Origin of the sequence: Jiangella anatolica, from assembly GCF_003236295.1 — a bacterium.
Taxonomy (GTDB): domain Bacteria; phylum Actinomycetota; class Actinomycetes; order Jiangellales; family Jiangellaceae; genus Jiangella; species Jiangella anatolica.
Genome location: NZ_POTW01000107.1, coordinates 1 through 21,798, shown reverse-complemented (window position 1 = coordinate 21,798; position 21,798 = coordinate 1). Strand labels below are relative to the sequence as shown.

Annotated in this window: 23 protein-coding genes; 11 read left to right on the top strand and 12 right to left on the bottom strand. The window is 73.0% G+C overall.

Annotated features, from left to right (window positions below; translation table 11 throughout):
• Positions 1–393 precede the first annotated feature (393 nt).
• The 5 genes from C1I92_RS28560 (at position 394) to C1I92_RS28540 (ending at position 5,069) form a co-directional block, all read left to right on the top strand.
• The gene (locus tag C1I92_RS28560) at positions 394–1,986 is read left to right on the top strand and encodes an MFS transporter (RefSeq protein ID WP_111258028.1); all 1,593 of its coding nucleotides are present in this window, start codon (positions 394–396) and stop codon (positions 1,984–1,986) included.
• Positions 1,983–3,914 carry an ABC transporter ATP-binding protein gene (locus tag C1I92_RS28555; RefSeq protein ID WP_111258027.1) on the top strand — a complete coding sequence of 644 codons (1,932 nt, stop codon included), beginning with the start codon at positions 1,983–1,985 and terminating at the stop codon, positions 3,912–3,914. Before C1I92_RS28560 ends, C1I92_RS28555 begins: the two co-directional genes overlap by 4 nt.
• 147 nt (positions 3,915–4,061) lie before the next feature.
• Complete coding sequence (locus C1I92_RS28550; protein WP_111258026.1) at positions 4,062–4,388, top strand: PadR family transcriptional regulator; 327 nt, start codon at positions 4,062–4,064, stop codon at positions 4,386–4,388.
• Complete coding sequence (locus C1I92_RS28545; RefSeq protein ID WP_111258025.1) at positions 4,385–4,741, top strand: DUF1048 domain-containing protein; 357 nt, start codon at positions 4,385–4,387, stop codon at positions 4,739–4,741. Before C1I92_RS28550 ends, C1I92_RS28545 begins: the two co-directional genes overlap by 4 nt.
• A 1-nt stretch (position 4,742) precedes the next feature.
• Positions 4,743–5,069: a DUF1048 domain-containing protein gene (locus C1I92_RS28540; RefSeq protein ID WP_111258024.1), complete on the top strand. Its 327-nt coding sequence runs from the start codon at positions 4,743–4,745 to the stop codon at positions 5,067–5,069.
• Between the two features lie 63 nt (positions 5,070–5,132).
• Here the strand turns inward: C1I92_RS28540 and C1I92_RS28535 are convergent, their stop codons facing one another.
• From C1I92_RS28535 to C1I92_RS28520, 4 genes are all read right to left on the bottom strand, one after another.
• Complete coding sequence (locus C1I92_RS28535; RefSeq protein WP_111258023.1) at positions 5,133–5,918, bottom strand: SRPBCC family protein; 786 nt, start codon at positions 5,916–5,918, stop codon at positions 5,133–5,135.
• Positions 5,918–6,418 carry an SRPBCC family protein gene (locus C1I92_RS28530; RefSeq protein ID WP_111258022.1) on the bottom strand — a complete coding sequence of 167 codons (501 nt, stop codon included), beginning with the start codon at positions 6,416–6,418 and terminating at the stop codon, positions 5,918–5,920. The genes C1I92_RS28535 and C1I92_RS28530 overlap by 1 nt, the downstream gene beginning before the upstream one ends.
• Positions 6,415–6,729, bottom strand: coding sequence for an ArsR/SmtB family transcription factor (locus tag C1I92_RS28525; protein ID WP_111258032.1), 315 nt, complete (start codon positions 6,727–6,729; stop codon positions 6,415–6,417). The genes C1I92_RS28530 and C1I92_RS28525 overlap by 4 nt, the downstream gene beginning before the upstream one ends.
• 116 nt (positions 6,730–6,845) lie before the next feature.
• The gene (locus tag C1I92_RS28520; RefSeq protein WP_111258021.1) at positions 6,846–7,319 is read right to left on the bottom strand and encodes a CHRD domain-containing protein; all 474 of its coding nucleotides are present in this window, start codon (positions 7,317–7,319) and stop codon (positions 6,846–6,848) included.
• A gap of 360 nt (positions 7,320–7,679) precedes the next feature.
• Between C1I92_RS28520 and C1I92_RS34080 the strand changes: the two genes are divergently transcribed.
• Positions 7,680–7,841, top strand: a complete 162-nt coding sequence (locus C1I92_RS34080; protein ID WP_158564309.1) for a hypothetical protein — start codon at positions 7,680–7,682, stop codon at positions 7,839–7,841.
• A gap of 111 nt (positions 7,842–7,952) precedes the next feature.
• Here the strand turns inward: C1I92_RS34080 and C1I92_RS28515 are convergent, their stop codons facing one another.
• Together C1I92_RS28515 and C1I92_RS28510 are read right to left on the bottom strand one after the other, a co-directional pair.
• Positions 7,953–8,879, bottom strand: a complete 927-nt coding sequence (locus C1I92_RS28515) for a hypothetical protein (RefSeq protein WP_111258020.1) — start codon at positions 8,877–8,879, stop codon at positions 7,953–7,955.
• Positions 8,876–9,397, bottom strand: a complete 522-nt coding sequence (locus C1I92_RS28510) for a SigE family RNA polymerase sigma factor (protein WP_111258019.1) — start codon at positions 9,395–9,397, stop codon at positions 8,876–8,878. Before C1I92_RS28510 ends, C1I92_RS28515 begins: the two co-directional genes overlap by 4 nt.
• A 232-nt stretch (positions 9,398–9,629) precedes the next feature.
• Here C1I92_RS28510 and C1I92_RS28505 point away from each other — a divergent pair, with 232 nt between their 5' ends.
• The 4 genes from C1I92_RS28505 to C1I92_RS28490 all read left to right on the top strand — a co-directional run bounded on the left by C1I92_RS28505 (position 9,630) and on the right by C1I92_RS28490 (position 14,849).
• Positions 9,630–11,783, top strand: coding sequence for an MMPL family transporter (locus tag C1I92_RS28505; protein ID WP_199521682.1), 2,154 nt, complete (start codon positions 9,630–9,632; stop codon positions 11,781–11,783).
• A 62-nt stretch (positions 11,784–11,845) separates the two neighbouring features.
• A complete protein-coding gene (locus C1I92_RS28500) occupies positions 11,846–13,390 on the top strand; it encodes a phytoene desaturase family protein (protein ID WP_111258031.1) in 1,545 nt (514 codons plus the stop codon).
• A gap of 28 nt (positions 13,391–13,418) precedes the next feature.
• Complete coding sequence (locus tag C1I92_RS28495; RefSeq protein WP_111258017.1) at positions 13,419–14,033, top strand: gamma carbonic anhydrase family protein; 615 nt, start codon at positions 13,419–13,421, stop codon at positions 14,031–14,033.
• Positions 14,034–14,036: 3 nt separating this feature from the next.
• Positions 14,037–14,849, top strand: a complete 813-nt coding sequence (locus C1I92_RS28490) for an alpha/beta fold hydrolase (RefSeq protein WP_111258016.1) — start codon at positions 14,037–14,039, stop codon at positions 14,847–14,849.
• Here C1I92_RS28490 and C1I92_RS28485 read toward each other — a convergent pair.
• The 5 genes from C1I92_RS28485 to C1I92_RS28465 form a co-directional block, all read right to left on the bottom strand.
• A complete protein-coding gene (locus C1I92_RS28485; RefSeq protein WP_111258015.1) occupies positions 14,752–15,585 on the bottom strand; it encodes an oxygenase MpaB family protein in 834 nt (277 codons plus the stop codon). The two genes, C1I92_RS28490 and C1I92_RS28485, sit on opposite strands and share 98 nt — an antisense overlap.
• Entirely contained in the window at positions 15,578–16,204 is a 627-nt protein-coding gene (locus C1I92_RS28480) for a class I SAM-dependent methyltransferase (protein WP_111258014.1), read from the bottom strand. Before C1I92_RS28480 ends, C1I92_RS28485 begins: the two co-directional genes overlap by 8 nt.
• A 513-nt stretch (positions 16,205–16,717) precedes the next feature.
• Positions 16,718–17,233 carry a TetR/AcrR family transcriptional regulator gene (locus C1I92_RS28475; RefSeq protein WP_111258030.1) on the bottom strand — a complete coding sequence of 172 codons (516 nt, stop codon included), beginning with the start codon at positions 17,231–17,233 and terminating at the stop codon, positions 16,718–16,720.
• Positions 17,234–17,358: 125 nt separating this feature from the next.
• Positions 17,359–19,893 carry an amidase gene (locus C1I92_RS28470; protein ID WP_111258013.1) on the bottom strand — a complete coding sequence of 845 codons (2,535 nt, stop codon included), beginning with the start codon at positions 19,891–19,893 and terminating at the stop codon, positions 17,359–17,361.
• A gap of 115 nt (positions 19,894–20,008) precedes the next feature.
• Positions 20,009–20,725 (bottom strand): GntR family transcriptional regulator, encoded by a 717-nt coding sequence (locus tag C1I92_RS28465; RefSeq protein WP_111258012.1) that lies wholly within the window; start codon positions 20,723–20,725, stop codon positions 20,009–20,011.
• Between the two features lie 47 nt (positions 20,726–20,772).
• Here C1I92_RS28465 and deoC point away from each other — a divergent pair, with 47 nt between their 5' ends.
• Positions 20,773–21,546: a deoxyribose-phosphate aldolase gene (gene deoC, locus C1I92_RS28460; RefSeq protein WP_233507368.1), complete on the top strand. Its 774-nt coding sequence runs from the start codon at positions 20,773–20,775 to the stop codon at positions 21,544–21,546.
• Here deoC and C1I92_RS35115 read toward each other — a convergent pair.
• Positions 21,508–21,798, bottom strand: a 291-nt coding sequence (locus C1I92_RS35115) for a hypothetical protein (protein ID WP_233507362.1), incomplete at its 5' end; no start/stop codon positions are given. The two genes, deoC and C1I92_RS35115, sit on opposite strands and share 39 nt — an antisense overlap.

The window sequence follows — 21,798 nt, the reverse complement described above, 5'->3', positions numbered from 1 at the left end:
GGGCAGGCTCTGATCACGGGCAGGGGTTTCTCGTGGCGGGGCGACCCCTTCTGGGGACCAGTCGAGCCCGCGAAACGGGCGGATGCCCGCCACACCGGCGGCTGCTGGCCCTGGTCGGTCCGGGTTCGACGGTTTGACGGGCATCAGCAGTCGTCGCGGGCACCGGCGTCCGTCTCGCCGTCGCCTGCCCTTCGCACTCTCCGGTGAGCACGTCCCGGAACGGCACGACGCCCGGCAACGATGTGGGATCACTGCAAGAACGCTGCCGCATCGCTGTCGTGGGAGCCACAGCGCTCTCACATCGTCGCCGCAGTCACGTCACACCATGTGCGGAACCGGCCGCCGCACCGCCGGCTTGACCTCAACCTTTGTTGAGGTATTTGACTGGTCCGCATGACGACCGAACCCCGCACCGAGTCCGATCACGCGCCGCCACTGGCCGGCGCCAAGGAGTGGACCGCCCTCGCCGTCCTCAGCCTACCGGCGATGCTCGTGATCATGGACCTGACGGTGCTGCACCTGGCCGTGCCGGAGCTGAGCGCCGAGCTGACCCCGTCGGCGTCACAACTGCTCTGGATCACCGACATCTACGGCTTCCTGATCGCCGGCTTCCTCATCACGATGGGCTCGCTGGGCGACCGGATCGGCCGCCGGAAGCTGCTGCTCATCGGCGCCGCCGCGTTCGGGCTGGCGTCGGTTCTGTCCGCCTACGCGAGCAGCGCGGAGATGCTGATCGCGGCCCGCGCGCTGATGGGGATCGCCGGCGCGACGCTGATGCCGTCGACGCTGTCGCTGATCCGCAACATGTTCCACGACGACCGGCAGCGGACCAAGGCGATCTCGCTGTGGATGATGAGCTTCATGGTCGGCGGCTCCATCGGGCCGCTGGTGGGCGGGGCGCTGCTGGAGGCGTTCTGGTGGGGCTCGGTGTTCCTCGTCGGCGTGCCGGTGATGGTGCTGCTGCTGATCGCCGGCCCGATCCTGCTGCCGGAGTACCGCGACCCGTCGGCCGGCCGGCTGGACCTGCTCAGCGCGGTGCTGCTGCTGGCCGGCGTCCTGCCGATCATCTACGGCATCAAGAAGCTGGCCGAGGACGGGTTCGGCTGGCCGCTGGTGGCCGCGATCGCCGTCGGGCTGGCGTTCGCGGTGCTGTTCGTGCGGCGGCAACGGTCGCTGGACGACCCGCTGATCGACGTCGAGCTGTTCCGGAACCGGGCCTTCGGCGCGACGCTCGGCGTGATGATGACCGCGACGTTCGCGATGATGGGCCTGAACCTGTTCGTCATGCAGTACCTGCAGCTCGTGCACGGGCTGTCGCCGTTCCGGGCAGGGCTGTGGGTGCTGCCGATGACCGGCGCGATGATGATCGGGATGATGGTCGTGCCGGCGCTCGCGGGCCGGTTCCGGCCGGGGCACGTCATCGCCGGCGGGCTGCTCGTGTCGGCGGCCGGCATCGCGGTGATGACGCAGGTCGACGGCTCGTCCGGGTTCGGCGTGCTGATCGCCGGCACCTGCGTCATGGCCGCGGGATTCACCCCGCCGGCCGCGCTCGGCACCGACCTCGTCGTCAGCGCGGCGCCGCCGGCGAAGGCCGGCGCGGCCTCGGCGGCGTCGGAGACGAGCAACGAGTTCGGCGGCGCCCTCGGCCTCGCGATCCTCGGCAGTGTCGGTACCGCCGTCTACCGTTCGGGTATGAGCGACTCCCTCCCCGCCGAGCTGCCCGGCGACGCCGCAGACGCGGCCGGCGACACGCTGGCCGGCGCGACCGCCGCCGCGGCGCAGCTGCCCGGCGACGTCGGCGGCCCGCTGCTGTCGGCCGCGCAGGCCGCCTTCACCGACGGTCTGCAGGCCGTGGCGGTGGTGGCCGCGGCCATCGCGCTGGCCGGCGCCGTGCTGGCCGCGGTGCTGCTGCGCCGGGTCGGCGTGCCCGGACCCGCCGTCGCCGTTGCTCCTGGAGTCCAGGCCGAGGAGGCGGCGGTCCGATGAGCATGGAGGTCACCGCGTGGACCGCGCTCTACAACGCGATGCACGCCCAGCAGGACAGCCGGCCGTTCTCCCGGGCGACGCTGCGGCGCATCCTCGGGTTCGCCCGGCCGCACCGGCGGTACCTGGTCGCGTTCGTGGCGCTCAGCGTCGTGACGGCGGTCCTCGCGGTGGCCACGCCGGTGATCGCCGGCCGCATCGTCGACGCGATCATGTCCGGCTCGTCGCAGCGCTACGTCATCGGGCTTGCGGTGGTGATCGCCGTCATCGCGGTCACCGAGGCCGGCGTCGGGCTGGTGCAGCGGTGGCTGTCGGCGAGCATCGGCGAAGGGCTGATCCTCGACCTGCGGCAGGCCGTCTTCGACCACGTGCAGAAGATGCCGGTCGCGTTCTTCACCCGCACCCGCACCGGCGCGCTGGTCAGCCGGCTCAACAACGACGTCATCGGCGCGCAGCGGGCGTTCAGCGACCTGCTGTCCGGCGTGGTCAGCAACGTCGTGATGCTGGTGCTCGCACTGGTGGTGATGTTCGGCATCTCGTGGCAGATCACGGTGCTGGCGCTGGTGCTGCTGCCGGTGTTCGTGCTGCCGGCGCGGCGGATGGGCGGCAAGCTGGCCCGGCTGGAGCGCGAGGCGGCCAACCACAACGCCGTCATGGGCACGCAGATGACCGAGAGGTTCTCCGCGCCCGGCGCCACGCTGGTCAAGCTGTTCAGCCGGCCCGAGCGCGAGTCCGCCGAGTTCGCCGTCCGGGCCCGCCGGGTGCGCGACATCGGGCTGCGCACGGCGATGGTGCAGTGGCTGTTCGTGACGGCGCTGACGCTGGTCGGCGCGCTGGCGCTGGCGCTGGTGTACGGGCTGGGCGGGTTCTACGCGCTGCGCGGCGAGCTCGACGCCGGCGCCGTCGTGTCGATGGCGCTGCTGCTGACCCGGCTCTACGCGCCGCTGACGGCGCTGGCCAGCGCCCGGGTCGAGGTCATGAGCGCGCTGGTCAGCTTCGCCCGGGTGTTCGAGGTGCTCGATCTGAAGCCGCTCATCGTCGAGAAGCCCGGCGCCGTGGCGGTGCCCGACGGCCCGGTGCCGGTCGAGTTCGACGACGTCCGGTTCGCCTACCCGGCGGCGGACAAGGTGTCGCTGGCCTCGCTCGAGGAGGTCGCGATGCTCGACACCCGCGGCGGCGACGAGGTCCTGCACGGTGTCTCCTTCACCGCGGCGCCGGGAGAGATGATCGCGCTGGTCGGGTCGTCCGGGGCCGGCAAGTCGACGATCGCCCAGTTGCTGCCGCGGCTCTACGACGTCGACTCCGGCGCGATCCGCATCGGCGGCGTCGACGTCCGCGACCTCACGATGGCGTCGCTGCGCTCGACGCTGGGCATGGTCACCCAGGACGGGCACCTGTTCCACGAGTCGATCCGCGAGAACCTGCTGATCGCGCGGCCGTCGGCGACCGACGAGGAGCTGTGGGACGTGCTGCGGCGGTCGCGGCTGGACGCGCTGGTGGCGTCGCTGCCGGACGGGCTCGGCACGGTCGTGGGGGAGCGCGGGTACCGGCTGTCCGGTGGCGAGCGGCAGCGGCTCACGATCGCCCGGCTGCTGCTGGCCCGGCCGCGCGTCGTCATCCTGGACGAGGCCACGGCGCACCTGGACTCCACCTCGGAGGCGGCGGTGCAGGAGGCGCTGAGCGAGGCGCTGGCCGGCCGCACCGCCGTCGTCATCGCCCACCGGCTGTCGACGATCCGCGCGGCCGACCAGATCCTCGTCATCGAGGCCGGCGAGGTCGTCGAGCGGGGCACCCACCCGGAGCTGCTCGCGGCCGGCGGCCGCTACGCCGAGCTCTACCGCACCCAGTTCGACCAGGGCGGCGATACGCCCTCCGGCGGCGACGCTCAGCGTGTCGGAGCCGGTGAGACCGGCGCGGTGGCGCCGGGCTGACCCGAGCTCCCCGCCGATCGTCCCGGTGGTCGCCGCCGCGCCCGGCGACCACCGGCCCACGAGCGCCTGCTCGTCCCGCTACTCGGTGATACCGTATAGTGGTACTCGGTGGCACGAAGTACCGAGCCGGGGCGAAGAGGAATCGCGATGGACGACCTGACGGAGATGCTGAAGGGCACGCTCGAAGGGTGCGTGCTCGAGATCATCGGCAGCGAGGAGACCTACGGGTACGCCATCACCCGCCGGCTGAACGACCTCGGCTTCGCCGACGTCATCGAGGGGACGGTGTACACCATCTTGCTGCGGCTGGAGCGGAACGGACTCGTCCAGGTGACGAAACGACCATCCGAGGTCGGCCCGCCGCGCAAGTTCTACGCACTCAATGAGGCCGGACGCGACGAGCTCGCGAAGTTCTGGGCGAAGTGGCAGTACGTCTCAACCCGCATCGACAGGCTGAAGGAGGGCCGGAGATGAACTTCTGGGAGACCATCACGGGCAGCGACATCACCAGGGAGTGGAAGGCGTTCGAGACCCGGGCCGCGACCCTGCCGGACGACTACCGGGTGGCGTGGGAACAGATCAAGGGCCACCTCCTTCCTCGTGCCGACTTCACCGGCCGCAACCTGATGCCGATCCTCGACGCCGCCATGGGGTTGCTCGAACAGGCCGCGGCGGACGGACAGCGGGTCGGCGAGGTGCTCGGCGACGACATCGCGGGCTTCGCCGCGGCGTTGGCGGGTGGAGAAGGGGCGCGGACCTACCGCGACCGGTGGCGCGAGCAGTTGAACCGGAACGTCGCACGGAGACTGAGCCGGCTGGGAGGCTGACGTGAGCATCCACGACATCATCGAGGGCAAGAAGCAGTGGCGGGCGCACCTGGCCCGGGTCAAGGCGCTTCCCCCGGACTACCGGATCGTCTACAAGGAGATGCAGAAGTACCTGTTCAAGGTCGGTCCGGTCGACCTGCCCGACGGGCCGCTGCTGCCCGGGATCGTCGACTTCTTCGAGGAGGGCGTCGCCGCGGGCAAGGGGGTGGTGGAGCTCATCGGCACCGACGTCGCCGCGTTCTGCGACGGCCTGATCGAGGGCTCGCCCACGTATGCGGACCTCTATCAGGAGTCCCTGAGCGAGAAGCCAGGCACGGCTGAGAGGTAGAGCCGGCGTGGGCGAGGTCCACGACCCCGGGGGAACAGCCGGGCCAGGCGTCGTCGGGCGTGCTCAGCCGCGGAGCTCGCGGGCGAGGGCGGCGACGCGGGCGGGCCAGGCCGGGTCGTCCGCCGTGGCGCCGGTGACGGTGAGCACGAGGCGGGCGCCGTGGCCGGTGCCCTCGCCGAGCTCCCAGCGGACGCGGACGCCGTCGGCGGCGGTGTAGGCGAGCGCCTTCGGCTCGTCGCGCTCGACGACACCCCCGGCATCGCCGGCTGGGACGTCGGCCAGTCGCTCGATCACCGGCCACGCGACGGCGGCCGGGGCCGTGAGCTGCCGCTCGAACCGGACCCGCGGCTCGCCGGCGACGGTGTCGGCCACGCCGGTGCCGAGGCCGAAGCGCTCGACGTACTCGTCGTGCTGGGCGGCCGACGGCGAGCCGGCCGTGATCGGCAGACCGTCGAGCAGCTGGTCGAGCCCGGCGAAGCACTGCACCCAGCCCGACGCGAAGCTGGCCGCGCCGTAGCGGTCGGTGAAGACGTGGGTGAACTCGAGCCGGCAGCCGTTGCCGTCGTCGTGCAGCTCGAACCGCAGCTCCTCGTCGCCCCAGGTGAACGCGAGCACGCGGCCCGGCGTGGCCTCCACGACCTGCCCGTCGACCTGCGGCTCGGACCCGTCGCCCCAGTCGTAGCGGACGTCGCCGCCGGCGACGAGGTCGAACTCGGCCCGGGCGGGGAACCACTGCCGCAGCTCGTCCGGCTCGACCAGCGCGCGCCAGACCTTGGTCCGCGGGTGCCGGAACCGCCGCTCCATGCGCAGGACGCAGCGGTCGCCATCGGTGTGCAGGGTCTCGGTCATCACGTCTCCTCGTAGCTCTTCTGCAGGTCTGCGGCCCGCTGCCAGGTGTCCCAGTCGATCGGGCGGCCGCCGAGCGCGGCCTCGAGCAGCTCCAGCCCGGCATGCCAGCCGGCCGCCACGGCAGGCCCGGCGCCGTCGTCGTCGATGGTGTTGACGAAGACCAGCCTGCAGCCGTCGGCGTCGGGGTTGAGCTCCCAGCGCAGCGTCTCCGTGCCCCACGTGTACTCCAGCAGCCGCGGCGGGTCGGCGGCGATCATCCGGCCGGCGACGGGTGTGGCCGGCACCCCGAACCGCTCGCGCTGCTCGTCGGTCGGCCAGAACTCCAGCGCGGCGCCGGGCGTGAGATCCAGCTCGACGACGGCGGGGAAGCGCCAGCCGCGCAGCTCACCGGCGTCGGTGAGGGCCCGCCACACCTTCGCCGGCGGGTGCGCGAAGCGGCGCTCGAACCGGATCTCGACCCGCCCGCCGGCGAGTCGCCGCAGCGTCCCCGGCGCCGTCATGCGTCGTCCATCGTGTCGAGATGACGCTCGAGCGCGTCGAACCGCTCGGACCACATCCACCGGTACGGCGTCAGCCACTCGTCGATCTCGGCCAGCGGCTCCGGCCGCAGCTCGTACCAGCGGCGTTGCCCATCGGGGCGGACGGTGACCAGGCCGGCCTCGCGCAGCACGCGCAGGTGCTTGGACGTGCCGGGCTGGGAGAGCCCGACGGCCGCGGTGAGCTCGCCGACCAGCCGGGGGCGGTCCCGGAGCAGGTCCAGGATGCGCCGCCGGGCCGGATCGGCCAGCACGCCGAACGGTGTGGACGACATGACGTCGAGCATAGCCATGCGGCTATATAACCGCAAGAGCATGAACAACGCCGAAGGCCGGGCCGGGGGAGCAGGCTATGGGGCGCCCACTCACCCGGCCCGGCAGAGGACGGACGTCAGCGCAGCTGGCCGCGGATAGCGCCGGGCTGGAACGAGGCGTTGTGGACGTTGACGTAGTAGGCGGTCGGGTCGGCCACGATGGCCGCCAGCTCGCTCTCCGACAGGGTCATCGTCGTGTTCTGGTCGTCGGGGACGGCCGTGATGCACCCGCGGCTCAGCGGATCCGGCGTCTCCAGGCCGACAACGATCGGACCGGGCGCGGTGGGCGGCGCGATGTGGATGTGCGCTGCCGTCGCCGGCTCGATGCGCAGCGCCACGAGCGTGTAGCAGAGGGTGTCGCCCCTGATGATGGCGACGAAGGCGCCCCGGCCGTCGGGATCGCCAGGTCCGGGCCGCTCCGCGTCGCCTGTCAGTACGGTGTGCACGGTGGTGACGTCAGCGCCGTCGGATGCGGCGGGGACGGCGCCGGCGACGAGCGCGGCTCCGGCAGCGGTCACCAGGGCGGCCGAGCGGATCAGCCAGTTGCGCATGATGCTCCTTCCGACTGAGATCACGGGGCGGCCCGGCTGGGCCGTCCCGCCCTTGTACGTATGTGATCGCCGAAGGGATTGCGCCGGGTACGAACCACCCCGCCAGGCATCGTCCGTTCGGTCAGTGCCGGCCACCGCCGAACGGACGAAATTTCCGTTCCACCACGCTCACAGCGCGTTCGACCAGGGAAAACGCGGCGTGGCGCGGCTCGCTCGCGTTGCGGCACCGGCATAGTCGGGAGATCATCGAGCAGGCAGGGTTTTCCTCCTCCGGCCGCGCCCCGGCCGGGGAGTCTTGGGCGAGCTCAGGTACCAACGGATCGTTGCCGCGGACGGGCAGCGAGGAGCAGGAGGATCGCGATGTTGCGCCGGGACACGGAGTACGTGTTGACCTGGAACGCACAGAACCACAGCTGGCTGGTACGGCCGATCGAACGCGACGGCAACCAGATCGTGCAGATCGGTGGCGGTACCCAGATGGGCGATCCCGCCTGGGCGATGAGCGCCGGCTGGGACGACTGAGAGCGCATCCGTAGCGCTCCGCCGTCCGGTCATACACCCGGCAGCACACGACGCGGTGCCGGCTGCCCTCCGCCATGAGCGTGGGGCAGCCGGCACCGTGTCGTCTGCGGACTAGTCGACGGGCTCTGTCGTCTCGCCTTCGGTGATGGTCCCGTCGTCCTCGATGCCCGTGCGGAACATGTCGTAGTCCTCGGCCGACTCGCCCGGGGCGAGGGCGAGGTCGGGATCGGTGACGAACGCGAACCCCTGCTCCAGCGTCACGTCCATCTCCTGCAAGGGCGTGAGGCTGTTGTTGCCGAAGAGGTCGCTCACCGCGATGCCGACGAAGGAGCCGTCGGCCCGCTCGTAGACGATGCTGAACAGCAGGTGCATGTCGGGATTCGCGGCACCGACCAGTGCGGTCTCGTCGGTGCCGGGGATCGGCTGCTCGGTGCAGCGGTCGGTGTCGATCTCGCAGCCGATGTTGACGGCGAAGTCCGCACGCGCGAACTCGTGCTCGTCGGCGAATCCCGGCCCGGTGACCGCCACCTGGACCAGTCCCATGCCGTCGTCGCCCTCGACGAGCCACTCGAGCTTGGTGCCGACGTTCGTCCCGCCGCCCGTGACGCCGGTGCTCTCGGCCGGCAGGTGCTCGTGCGCCGGGTCGAGGTGCTCGACCGCGGTGTCGAGCAGCAGCTGCCGCGTGGCCGGGAACGGGAGGTCCCAGAGGCCGGGAGCTTGCGTCGGCGGCGACGCGGGCTCGTCCTGGGGCGTCGAAGTGGTCGGCGTCCCGGCGGGGACCTCCACCGCCGCCGGGCCGTCGCCGCCCCCGGCCACTTCCAGGTCGCTCGACGCCGGGCCGGAGCCGGGCAGCAGCAGCGCCACGCCCACCCCGGCTGCGGCCACGCCCAGCGCGCCGCCGCCCAGGGTCGCGATACGACGGCGACGCAGGTGGCGCCGTCCGCGCACCAGGTCGTCCGTCGCGGTGGAGGCCATCGGCGGCTCGCCGGCGAACCCCACCCTGTCGAACTGCCTGCGCAGCTCGTCGTCCTCGATCATCTGGATCGCCTCTCGGTCGTCGTCACGTCATCGGTCGACAAGGAGGCCCGCAGGCCGGCCATCGCCCGCGAGGTCTGGCTCTTCACCGTGCCCGTGGTGCAGCCGAGGTCGTCGGCGGTCTCCTCCACGGAGAGCCCGCACCAGTAGCGCAGCACGATGGTCGCGCGTTGCCGCTGGGGCAGGCTCCTGAGCGCGGCGAGGAGGGCGTCGTTGTCCTCGAACGAGAGCGTCTCGGGCTCGGCGGCGTCGACACCGTCGAGTCCGACCCGTTCGCGCCGCCACGGCCGGCGCCGCTCGTCGAGGTGCGCCCGCACGATGATCCGGCGGACGTAGGCGTCCTCGGCGCCGTCGGTGTGGATCCGGGGCCAGGCCGCGTACAGCTTGATCAGTGCGGTCTGAACCAGGTCCTCGGCGGCGTGCCAGTCTCCGCACACGAGGTAGGCGACGCGGCGCAGGTAGCTGCGCCGGGCATCGACGTACGTCACGAACTCGTCAGCTCGCGCTTGACGTCTGCTCACACCACACTCCCTCGAGCGGCCTCTTCATCCTGTCATCCCCTAGACGGAGCTCCCGGGCATCCGGTTGTCGCCGGACCCGAAGAAGGATCCGGGGGCTAGCCCCACCCCGGCCCGGTACCTGGCACCAGTGTGGCCCGCCCCGGCCGCGACCAGCATGGTCATCGACCGTTCGATCATCTGCCCGGAGGGCCGCCCGGTGTCCCACACCAGCTCCCGCTACTCCCGTCCACCCGTGACCGTCCGGATCGCGCGCTGGAGCGCGACCCACCCCGGCCGCGCCATCGGCGGCTGGTTCGCCTTCGTGGTGCTGTGCCTGGCGGCGATGAGCGTCGCCGGCATCCAGCAGGCCAGCCAGCTCGAGCTCGGCATCGGCGAGGCCGGTCGCGCGGACCGGATGCTCGACGAGGGCGGCCTCGAGGCGCCGGTCACCGAGAACGTGCTGATCACCCCGGCCGGCGCCGACGCGGACGCCGCCGCTGCCGACGTCGCCGACGCGATGGCGGCGCTGCCCGGGGTCGCCGCCGTCGGCGACCCGCTCGCCTCGCCCGACGGCGGCAGCGTCACGGTCCCGGTCACGATGGCCGCCGACGAGGAGCACGCCGAGGACGAGGTCCAGGCGCTGCTCGACGTCACCGCCGGCGTGCAGGAGCAGTATCCGGACCTGCGCGTCGAGCAGGCGGGCGAGGCGTCGGTGACGAAGGGCTTCTTCGCGCTGCTGGAGGAGGACCTGGGCATGATCGCCATGCTCAGCCTCCCGGTGACGCTGATCGTGCTGCTGGTCGCGTTCGGCGCCATCCTGGCCGCAGGTGTGCCGGTGCTGCTGGCGATCTCGTCGGTCGCGTCGGCGGTCGGGCTGTACGCGGTGGCCTCCTACGCGGTGCCTGACGGTGGCACCGTCACCCACCTGGTGCTGCTGATCGGGATGGCGGTCGGCGTCGACTACTCGCTGTTCTACCTGCGCCGTGAGCGCGAGGAGCGGGCCCGCGGACGGAGCACGCGGGAGGCGATCGAGATCGCGGCCGCGACGTCCGGGCACTCCGTCGTCGTGTCCGGGCTGGCCGTCGCCGTGTCGATGGCCGGGCTCTACCTCGCCGCGGACGTCAACTTCGCCTCGATGGCCACCGGCGCGATCCTGGTCGTCGCGATCGCCGTCGCCGGGTCGCTGACGGTGCTGCCGGCGCTGCTGGCCAAGCTCGGCCACCGGATCGACCGGCCGCGGGTGCCGCTGCTGTGGCGGCTGACCAATCAGCAGCGGCCGCCGCGGTTCTGGCCGGCGATCCTGCGCCCGGCGCTGCGCCGGCCCGCCGTCACGCTGGTGGTCTCGGTGCTGGCGCTGCTCGCGCTGGCCGCGCCCGCGCTGAACCTGAAGCTGTCCAACCCCGACGAGAGCGCGTTCCCGCGCAGCCTGCCGGTCATGCAGACCTACGACCGGCTGGTCGAGGCGTTCCCGAGCACGGGCGCCGCGCACGTCGTCGTCGTGGAGGCCCCGGCGGCTGCGGCCGGTGAGGTGCGGACGGCGCTGGAGGAACTGGCCGAGCGCACCGGCGACGACGACGGCTTCGCCCACGACCAGGAGCCGGTCATCGCGCAGTCCGACGACGGCCGGTTCAGCTCGCTGCGGGTCGGCGTGCCGTTCGGGCCGGAGACCGACGAGGCACGGGCGTCGCTGGACGTGCTGCGCGGCGACCTGATCCCCGCGACCGTCGGCACGGTGGCCGGCGCGTCGACGGCGGTGACCGGTGAGGTGGCCGGCGGTGTGGACTACAACGACAACCTCGCCTCGAAGCTGCCGTGGATCATCGCGTTCGTGCTGGTCCTGGCGTTCGTGATGATGACGGTGACGTTCCGCTCCGTCGTCGTCGGCCTCACCACTGTGTTCGTCAACCTGCTGTCGACGGTGGCCGCGTTCGGCGTGCTGGCGCTGGTGTTCCAGTACTCGTGGGCCGAGGGGCTGCTGGACTTCACATCCAACGGCACGGTCGTGGTGTGGATCCCGCTGTTCCTGTTCGTGATCCTGTTCGGCCTGTCGATGGACTACCACGTGTTCGTCGTCAGCCGGATCCGCGAGGCGGCCGCCCGCGGGCTGCCCATTCGCGACGCCGTCCGCGAGGGCATCACCACCTCCGCCGGGACGGTGACGAGCGCGGCGCTGGTCATGGTCGCGGTCTTCGGGCTGTTCGCGGCGATGCGCGTGCTGGAGATGAAGCAGATGGGCGTCGGGCTGGCCGTCGCCGTGCTGATCGACGCGGTCGTGATCCGCGCGCTGGTGCTGCCGGCGCTCATGGCGCTGCTCGGCTCCGCGAACTGGTGGGCGCCGCGGTGGCTGCGCCGCCCGCCGTCCGCCGTCGCCACGGACCCGGCGACCGAGCTCACCCGCGTCGGCTGATGTTCTGGCTGACGGCGGTCCCGGGTAGCGCCGGCGGCGGGCCCCGGGCGAGGATGGCCGGCATGCCTGACGACCTCTCGACCCTGCGGGCCCGGTACGACGCGGTCGTGGTCGGCGGCGGGCACAACGGCCTCACCGCCGCCGCCTACCTCGCCCGGGCCGGCCGCAGCGTGCTGGTGCTGGAACGCCTGGACCACGTCGGGGGAGCGGCCGTCTCGGAGCGGCCGTTCCCCGGCGTCGACGCCCGGCTGTCGCGGTACTCCTACCTCGTGTCGCTGCTGCCGCGGCAGATCGTCGAGGAGCTGGCACTGCCGATCACGCTGCGGCGGCGCCGGTACTCGTCGTACACGCCGGTCGGCGACGGCGGCCTGCTCGTCGACACGGCGTCGGCCGAGGCGACCCGGGCGTCGTTCCCGTCCGCCGCCGAGCACGACGCCTGGCAGCGGTTCTACGCGATGACCGGCGAGGTGGCCCGGCGGGTGGCGCCGACGCTGACGTCACCGCTGCTGTCGCGCGACGAGTTCCGCTCGCTGGTCGGGTCCGGCGAGGCGTGGACGGCACTGTTCGAGCGGCCGGTCGGCTCGGTCGTCCGGTCGACGTTCGAGGACGACGTCGTGCGCGGCGTCGTCGCCACCGACGCGCTGATCGGCACGTTCGCCGCCGTCGACGAGCCGTCGCTGCGGCAGAACCGGTGCTTCCTCTACCACGTCATCGGCAACGGGACCGGAGACTGGGACGTCCCTGTCGGCGGCATGGGCGTGGTCAGCGGCGCGCTGCGCGACGCGGCGGTGGCGGCCGGCGCCGTCATCGTCACCGGAGCGACGGTGACCGCGATCGACCCGGCGTCCGGCGAGGTCGCGTTCACGTCCCGCGATGGTGCGTCGCGGGCGGTGGGCGCGGGGCACGTGCTGGCCGGCTGCGCCCCGTCGACGCTGGCCGGGCTGCTGGGGACGAACCCGGCGGAGTCGCCCGAGGGCGCCCAGCTGAAGCTGAACCTGCTGCTCACCCGGCTGCCGCGGCTGCGCTCGGACGTCGACCCGGCGGCCGCGTTCAGCGGGACGTTCCACGTCAACGAGTCGCTGACCCAGCTGGAGACGGCCTACGCGCAGGCCGCGGGCGGTGCGGTGCCGGAGCTGCCGCCGTGCGAGATCTACTGCCACTCACTCACCGACCCGTCCATCCTCGGGCCGTCGCTGCGGGAAGCCGGTGCGCACACGATCACGCTGTTCGGGCTGCACCTGCCGGCCCGGCTGTTCCGCTCCGACAACGACGGCGCGCGCGAGGCGGCCGTCAAGGCGACGCTGGCCTCGCTGAACTCCGTCCTCGCCGAGCCGATCGAGGACTGCCTCGCCCTCGACGCCGACGGCCGGCCGTGCCTGGACGCGCGCACGCCCGTCGACCTGGAGGCGTCGGTTGGACTGCCCGGCGGCCACATCTTCCACCGGGACCTGAGCTGGCCGTTCGCCGAGTCGCCGGACGAGGTGGGGCGCTGGGGCGTGGAGACCGAGCACCCGAGGGTGCTGCTGTGCGGCGCCGGCGCCCGGCGGGGCGGCGGCGTCAGCGGCATCCCGGGCCGGGCCGCGGCGATGGCGGTGCTGGGGGTTTGAGGTCGCGCGGCCTGGGCACGGGCCGCTCATGCTGATCGAGCACCAGGGCAAGCAACCCAGCATCGACCCGACCGCCTACATCGCCCCGACGGCGGTGATCTGCGGCGACGTGACGATCGGCCCGCGAACGCACGTGTCCTACGGCACGGTGATCGAGGCGCACGGCTCGCCCGTGCGCATCGGCGCGCAGTGCGCGGTCCGCGAGAACCTCAACATCCGCAGCACGGCCCGCGACGCGGTCGAGATCGGCGACTACGTCCTGATCGGGCCGCACGCGTCGCTCAAGGGCTGCGTCGTCGAGGACGAGTGCTTCCTCGCGACCGGCGCGCGGATCTACCAGGGCGCGCGCGTCGGCACCCGCACCGAGGTCCGCATCGACGGCATCGTGCACGTCGGCAGCGTCCTGCCGCCGCACTCGCTCGTCCCGATCAAGTGGGTGGCCGTCGGCGACCCGGCCGAGATCTTCCCGCCGGACCGGCACGAGGAGATCGACGCGATCCTGGCCCGGATGGACTTCGCCCAGCACGTCTACGGCCTGGAGCGGGAGCCCGTCGACGGCGTCGACATGGACATGAAGGAGCTCACGCGGCGCGAGACGAGCGGACTGGGCGACCACCGGGACGACCGGGAAGTGAGCGGCTGACCGATGCGCCTCGCCTACGACGACCTCGGCGCCGGACCGGCCGTCCTCTTCGTCCACGGCTTCCTGCTCGACCGGACGATGTGGCGCGACCAGGTCGTCGCGCTGGAGGGCTGGCGCCGGATCGCGCCGGACCTGCGCGGCATGGGCTCGAGCGACGCGCCCGGGCGCGCCTGCGGCATGGGCGCCTACGCCGACGACCTCGCGGTCCTGCTGGACGCGCTCGGCGTGGAGCGGACGGTGCTCTGCGGGCTGAGCATGGGCGGCTACGTCGCGCTGGAGTTCCTGCACCGGCATCCGGACCGGGTGGCCGCGCTGGTCGTCATGGACGCGCGGGCGGAGGCCGACACGGCCGAGCGTAGGGCGGACCGGGACGAGCTGATCCGCCGGGTGCGGCCCGGCGGCCGGCCACCGAGAGGGCTCGCGGCGCAGTTCCTGGCGCCGGGGGCGTCGTCGCGGGCGCGACGGCGGCTGGGGAAGATGCTGGGACGCGCGTCGTCGGCCGGCGTCATCGGCGCTCTGGAGGCGATGCGCGACCGGGAGGACCGGACGTCCGTCCTGCGCTCGGCGGCGCGGCTGCCGACGCTGTTCCTCATCGGCGGCGACGACGCGCGCACGCCGCGGGCGTCGATGCAGGCCATGGCCGATCTCGTTCCGGGCGCGACGCTGGAGGTCATCGCGGGAGCGGGTCACGTCCCGCCGCTCGAGCGTCCCGACGAGGTCACGCGGCGGCTGCGTCGCTTCCTGACCGGGCTGCGGCCTCGGCCCGCCGCATCGCGTCGCGATAGATCGGGCCCTCGCGAACCGGCAGTGCGTTGATCACGCCGCGCAGCCCGATCACCGTCAGCGACGCCGCGAGATCCGTCGTCGGCAGGCCGGGCAGCCGGTACAGCCGCCGCGCCCAGCGGGGGAGCAGCGCGAACGCCGTCGTCGCCAGCCCCAGCCAGGCCGGCCGCCCGGCGACGACCCAGCGGGCCGGCATCGGCGGCACGGTGAGGAACCGGGCGACGTCGCGGGCGTCGTCGGTGCGGCGCAGCTCCGGCCGGATGCCGCGGTAGAACGCCTCGACGGCGGCGGCGCTGGCCGGGACGGTGCCGGGGTCGAGGCCGACGAGCGCGGCGGCCCGGGTCTGCTCGGCGTAGTAGCGGTCGATCTCGTCGTCGGTGAGGCCGATACGGGCCCGTCGCGCCGTGGACACGAACGACTCGACCTCGGTGACGTGCACCCAGCGCAGCAGGTGCGGGTCGTCGACGCGGAACTCCTCGCCGGTCACGGGGTCGTGCGCGCGCAGCCGGTCGTGGATGCGGCGGACCCGGCGGCCGGCCTTCTCCGCCTGCTCGGTGGTGCCGTAGACGACGGTGCCGACGTACTCGGCGGTGCGCATCAGCCGCGGCCAGCAGTTGCGGCGGATGTCGGAGTTCTGCACGACGCCGGCGACGGCGCGCGGGTGCAGCGCCTGCAGGTAGAGGGCGCGGATCCCGGCCAGCCACAGCACCGGCTCGCGGTGCACGCGCCAGCTGACGCTGTCCGGCCCGAACAGGCCGAGGTCACTCACGGCGGAACTCCGCCCGCCAGCGATGGTCCAGCCACTCGACGGCGACCTCGGTCAGTCCGCCGGCGGCGAACGCGTCGATCTCGGCGCGGGTGAGCGGCCACGGCGGCCCGGCGGCCGGCCCGTCCGTGTCTGACGCCGCGAACGCGACGACCAGCAGCGTCCCGCCCGGCGCGACGAAGCCGGCCACCGACGCCGTCGCCGCCGGGTGCAGCGACGGCGGCAGCGACTGCACCGTCATCACCTCGATGACCAGGTCGAACGCGTGCCGCCACTCATCCGCCGGGGCCAGCAGGTCGGCGGTCCGGTAGTCGACGGACGAGCCGGGGAACCGCTCGCGGGCCGCGGCGACGGCGCTCGGGGAGATGTCGAACGCGGTGGTCGCCGCTCCCCGTGCCGCGACGAGCTCGGCGTCGGACCCCGGCCCGGAGCCGACGACGAGGGCCGTCCCGGTCAGCTCGCGCTCGCCGAGCCAGTCGACCAGCAGCGGATGCGGCCCGCCCCGGTCCCACGGCACGACGGCGGCGCCGCTCGCCGCGGCGGCGTAGAGGCGTTCGAACCAGCCGGTCGGGTCGTCCGCCGCCAGCCGCCGGGCCGCCTCGTCGGGATCCACGATGCTCATCTTCTCCAGCCTAGGCTCCCGGCACCGCCCGATGCCCTGGGTGGTTCGTTGGCACGCTGAGGTGCCGGTCCGCCGCCAGCCGCCCGGGCGGGTCGCCTCGGCACCCCGGGCGGGCGGCTGACCACCCGCCTTGGCACGCTGGGACGCTGCTTCGGTGTCTGGTTCGTCGCGGTATCGGGAGCACGCCGACGTGCCAAGGAGGCGGCTAGGGGTGTGGGCGCGACGCCCCACCGCTCGGCTCGTCACCTTGGCACACCGTGGTGCTGCCCACCCGTGATGCTGCCCACTCGCCTTGGCACGCTGAGGTGTTGCGCCGCCGCCCGGTTCGTCCCGGTATCGGGAGCACGCCCACGTGCCAAGCGGGCGGCTAGCGGTGCGGGCGCGACACCCCACCGCCCGGCTCACCACCTTGGCGCACCGTGGTGCTGCCCACCTGCCTTGGCACGCCGTGGCGCTGCTTCGGTGTCTGGTTCGTCCCGATCTCGGCAGCACGCCGACGTGCCAAGCGGGCAGCTAGCGGTGTGGGCCGGCGGCGATCGCGTCGCGGAGCAGGTCCAGCAGACGGGACTGCTGGTCCGGCGAGGCGGCCGTCAGTGCGACCCCGCGCACGAGCGCCAGCACGTCGTCCGCGGCCACGTCCGGTCGCACCGCGCCGGCCCGCTGAGCGGCGGTGAGCAGCCCCGACGTCGTCGCGAGGGCCGACGCGTACCAGTCGCCGCCGGCGGCGAGCGCCAGGTGGCGGGTGTGCGCCAACTGCGTCGCCAGGGCCCGCATCCAGCCATGGAGGGCGTCGTCCGGAGCCTCCTGCTCGCGCAGCAGCTCGGCGTAGTCGCGCAGCGCCGCGAGCTCGTCGGCGTAGACGGCGGCCAGCAGCTCGCGGCGGGTGGGGAAGTGGCGGTAGAGGGTCGCGTTGCCGAGCCCGGCCCGGCGGGCGACGTCGTCGAGCGGGGCGTCCGGACCGGCCTCGGCGAACACCTTCGCCGCCGCCGCGACCAGCGCCTCGCGGTTGCGCCGTCCGTCCGCCCGCATCGCCACCCGTCTCGTCGATGTGGGGAGTTCCCCGGCTGATCCGGAGAACTCCCCACATATGCTCTCAGACCCGGATGACCCTATCGCGTGTCATTGATGACACGCGACCGATGTCATCGATGACATCATCCGTCGTTCTCCCCGGCCCGGCCGAAGGCGGCCGACGACCCGAAGCCTCGCAGGCCGGCGGCCGGGGACCTCCCCGGAACGAGCGGGGAGATGTCCGGGACGGCGTGCGGCCGGGCGTTCGGCCGGTACTCCAGCGGCGGCGCGTCGTCGGGCAGCTGCTGGCCGTGCGCCTGCTGCGCCAGCGCGTAGCCCATGCCCAGGATCGCTGCGTCGTCCCAGGCCCGGCCGACCAGCTGCATCGAGATCGAGTAGCCGTGCGGGTTGACGCCGACCGGCACGACGACGGTCGGCAGCCCGACGTTCGAGGTCAGCACGCCGGTGGCGCGGTCGGCGGTGAGCTGGTTGCCGGACGCGTCGTTGTTGTACATGTCGCTGAGGAAGCCGGGATACACGACGGCGTCGACGTCGGCAGCGTCCATCCAGCCGGCGATGACCCGCTTGTAGTTGGCCCGATAGGCCAGCCACGCATCGACCTGCTCCGGCGTCATCCGCGGCGTGTCGCGCAGGGCCCGCTGGTTGTAGGGCAGCACCAGCGGCGAGGCGAGCAGCGCGTCGCCGTCGGGATACGGGAAGTCGTCGTGCAGCTCGATGTAGCGCGCCCAGCCCTCCTCGCTGCGGCTGCCCGCCGGTGACGGGCCGCCGCTCGGCGGCGCGGTCAGCTCGACCATCGTCGCGCCGGCGGCCTCGAGGTCGGCGAAGTGCGCCATGACGGCCGCCCCGGTCCCGTCGTCGGCGTAGGAGGAGACGAACGACGACGGCAGGTAGCCGATCCGCATGCCGTCCAGCGCGCCGGCGTCCAGGTGAGCCGTCCAGTCCGCCGGCCGGTGCGCGTCCGCCTCCGCCGTCAGCGGGTCCAGCGGATCGGTCCCGGTGGTGGCGTTGAGCAGGTGCGCGAGATCGGTGACGGTGCGCGCGATCGGGCCGCCGTAGTCCTGCGCCCAGGTCAGGGGCATGATGCCGCGCAGGCTGGCCATGCCGTCCGTGCCGCGGAACGTCGTCAGGCTGTTGCCGGTCGACGGCGCGTACAGCGAGACGCCGGTCTGGCTGCCCAGCGCGCCCGCCGCCAGGCCGGCCGCGACGGCGACCGCGGAGCCGCCGCTGGAGCCGAACGACGTCTTCGACGGGTAGAGCGCGTTCCAGACCTGACCCCAGCCGCTCTCGCTGTAGCCGCCGGAGTTGGCGAACTCGCTCAGGTTGGCCTTGCCGATGATGACCGCCCCCGCCGCCCGCAGCCGTTCGACCTGGTAGGCGTCGGTCCCGGGCTGCCAGCCCTCCAGCGCCAGCGTGCCGCCGGTGGTCGGCATGTCCTTGGTGTCGTAGAGGTCCTTGATCGCGATCGGGATGCCCAGCAACTCGCCGGTCGCGCCGCGCGCCCGGGCCCGGTCGGCGGCGCGGGCCTGCTGCATGGCGTCCTCGGCGACGTGGATGAAGGCGTGGTAGCCCAGCGGCCCGCCGTCGTAGACCGCGATCCGGTCCAGGTACGCGCGGGTGATCTCCTCAGACGTCGTCACACCCGCCTCGAGGTCGCGCAGCAGCTCGTCGATGCTCTTGTTCACCACGTCGTACGACGACGTCGTGTAGGCGGGCACCTGCGGCCCGGCCGACGGCGTCGCTAGGACCGGCGCCGACGGGCAGCGCGTCACGCCGAGCGCCGTGCGGTCCCAGTTCTGCAGCGTGCAGCGCTCCAGCGTCGTCAGGCCGCTGAGGTCCGGCTGTGCGGCCAGCGCCGCCAACTGCTCCGCGGCGGCGGCCTGGGCGCCGGCGCCGGTCGTACCCACCGTCACGAACCGGGCCAGCGAGAGCGTCTGACGCGGGCGCACGGTGAGAGTGCTGACGTAGCCCTGGAAGTTGGCCTCGTGCCCCGTGGTCGCCATCGGGGTGTCGAACGGGTCGCGCTGCTGGTTGCCGGTGCGGTCCAGCGTTCCTGGTGCGCCGGGTGTGCCGAGGACGACGCCGACCGGGCGCTGCGCCGGGTTCGGCGTGGCGGCCAGCGTCCACGCGTCCTGCCCGTCGACGGCGGCGTCGCCGCTGGACGTCGACCGGATCAGGCCTTGGTTCTGTGCTGCGCCGTAGCCGAGCGAGCCGCCGAACGAGACCTCGACGGTGACCGGCTCGCGGCCGGTGTTGGTGAACGTGTCGAAGAACCGTGCCCACGACCCGGCGCCGTCCACCGTCACCTCGCGGGTGACCCGCACATCGCCCAGCTGGACCGACCGGGTCGGCTCGAACGTGTCGACGCCGTCGTAGGTCAGTCCCCAGCCGCGCATCATCTCACCGTTCAACCGCGGTTCACCGGTGACGCGGACGAAGATGTTCCCGAACCCCTCGGCCGGGGCGTTGCTGACCGCGCGGATGCTGCCGGTGTCCAGCCCGGGCGGCGCGGCGTCGTGGATCTGCCACGTCGCGCCGTTGCCGGCCGGAACGCCGGTGACGGCACCCGTGGGTGCCGCCGGCAGCAGGATGGCCGTGGTCAGCGCGACGGCGGCCAGGCCGCCCGCCGCCGCCCGGACCCGCGACACGCTGGTGGGCATGTGGTCCCTCTCTGGTGGATAGAAGATCACCTCGGCAAACGGTGAAACCTCACCATCGGGATATTGCGGACGCGTTTCGGCGTGACGGCGCCGGTGTTAGGGCACCGTCAGCGGCTCAGCTCGCGACTGTGAAGTCGACCTTCAGGGCGTACCGGTCGGCGACGTAGGAGCTCACGGTGTACTCGAGCGGAGCGCCGTGCTGATCGAGAATGTTCCGCGTCTCGACGAGCATCGGCGTGGCCGGGTCTACGCCGAGCGCGACGGCGTCGTCGCCGGCCGTCCGGGCGCCCAGGATCGACGAGCCGAGTGTCGGGCGCAGCCCCAGGCGGCGCACCGCGCTGTGCAGCGAGCCGGTCTCCAGGTCGGTGTCGAGCAGGGCGTCGAGCGTCGCGGGGAAGACGGCACGCTCGATGGCGACGGGCAGGTCGTCGGCCAGCCGAACCCGGGTGATGCCGACGACGGTGACGTCGCCGGCCGGGACGCCGGGGGCGAGCGCCGCCGCCTCGTCGGGTGTGGCGGGACGGTGACCGGCGCCGACGAGCCGCGACCGTGGCGTGCGCCCGGCCGTGACCATCTGGTCGTGAAAGCTCAGCAGTGTGCCGACCGGGCGCACGGCGGCGGGCGCGCGCACGAAGGTGCCGCGGCCCGGGACCCGCTCGAGCCGGCCGTCGCGCTCCAGCCGGGCGAGCGCCTGTCGCACGGTCATGCGCGCCACGCCGAACTCGCGGGCCAGCCGCTGTTCGGACGGGAAGGGGTCGCCGTCGCCGGCGGCGTCGACCCGGACGCGCAGGCGCTTCTCGATGCGCTCGTACAGCGGTTGCGGAGCTGCCATATCATCAGTCTAGGCTGTCTAGACCGTTCTCGCGAAGGAGCCCCGCCGTGTCCGTCAACTCCATCGACGTCCCGCCCTATGCCGGTCCGCTGCCGTCCGTCCGCGAGGTGGCGGCGATGATCGACCACTCGCTGCTGCGCCCGGAGCTGACGCGCGAGGAGGTGCTGGCCGGGTTGGCGACGGCGCGGGCCTATGGGGCGGCGACGGTGTGCGTGCGGCCCGCGGACGTCGGCCTGGCGGTCGCTGAGCTGCGGGGGAGCGGGGTCGCCGTCGGCACCGTCGTCGGTTTCCCGCACGGCGGCGCCACCACCGCGACGAAGGTGGGGGAGACGGCCGAGCTCGTGGCGGCCGGGGCGGCGGAGATCGACATGGTGATCGACATCGGTCGTCTGCGCGACGGCGACGCCGGGCACGTCGAGGAGCAGATTGCCGCGGTCGTGGCCGCGGCGGGTGGCCGGCCGGTCAAGGTGATCCTGGAGAACTGGTACCTCTCCGACGAGCAGAAGGTGGCCGGCTGCGCCGCGAGCGAACGGGCCGGCGCCGCGTACGTCAAGACGAGCACCGGGTTCGCCGGCGGCGGCGCCACGGCCGCGGACGTCGCGCTCATGCGGCACAGCGTCTCGCCCGCGGTGGGTGTCAAGGCAGCCGGAGGCGTGCGCACGCTGGACGCATTGCTCACGCTGCGCGAGCTCGGCGCGACCCGGTTCGGCGCGACCACGACGGCGGCGATGCTCGACGACCTCGCCATGCGGCTGGCCTCGCGCCGCGAGTGGGCGCACCGGTCAGGAATGGAGAAGCGCCCGCCGGCCGGCCGTCGCTAGCGTGACCTTCAGTGTCAGGGTGATGTCGCCGCTGTTCGCGGCTGGTTGGATCCTGATCGCCTTGGTGTCTGGCTCGTAGCGTGGCTGCCGACCGTTGGTCTGGTCTTCATGCGTTTTGCCGGCACCGGGGTGTGAAGGACCGGCCGGCGTGACTTGATAGGAGCGTGGCGTCGCCCCGACTGAGATGTGTCCGCCGGCCGGTCCAACCGTCCCGTCACTGATCAGGTGAGAGGAGGCAACCACCATGGTTGT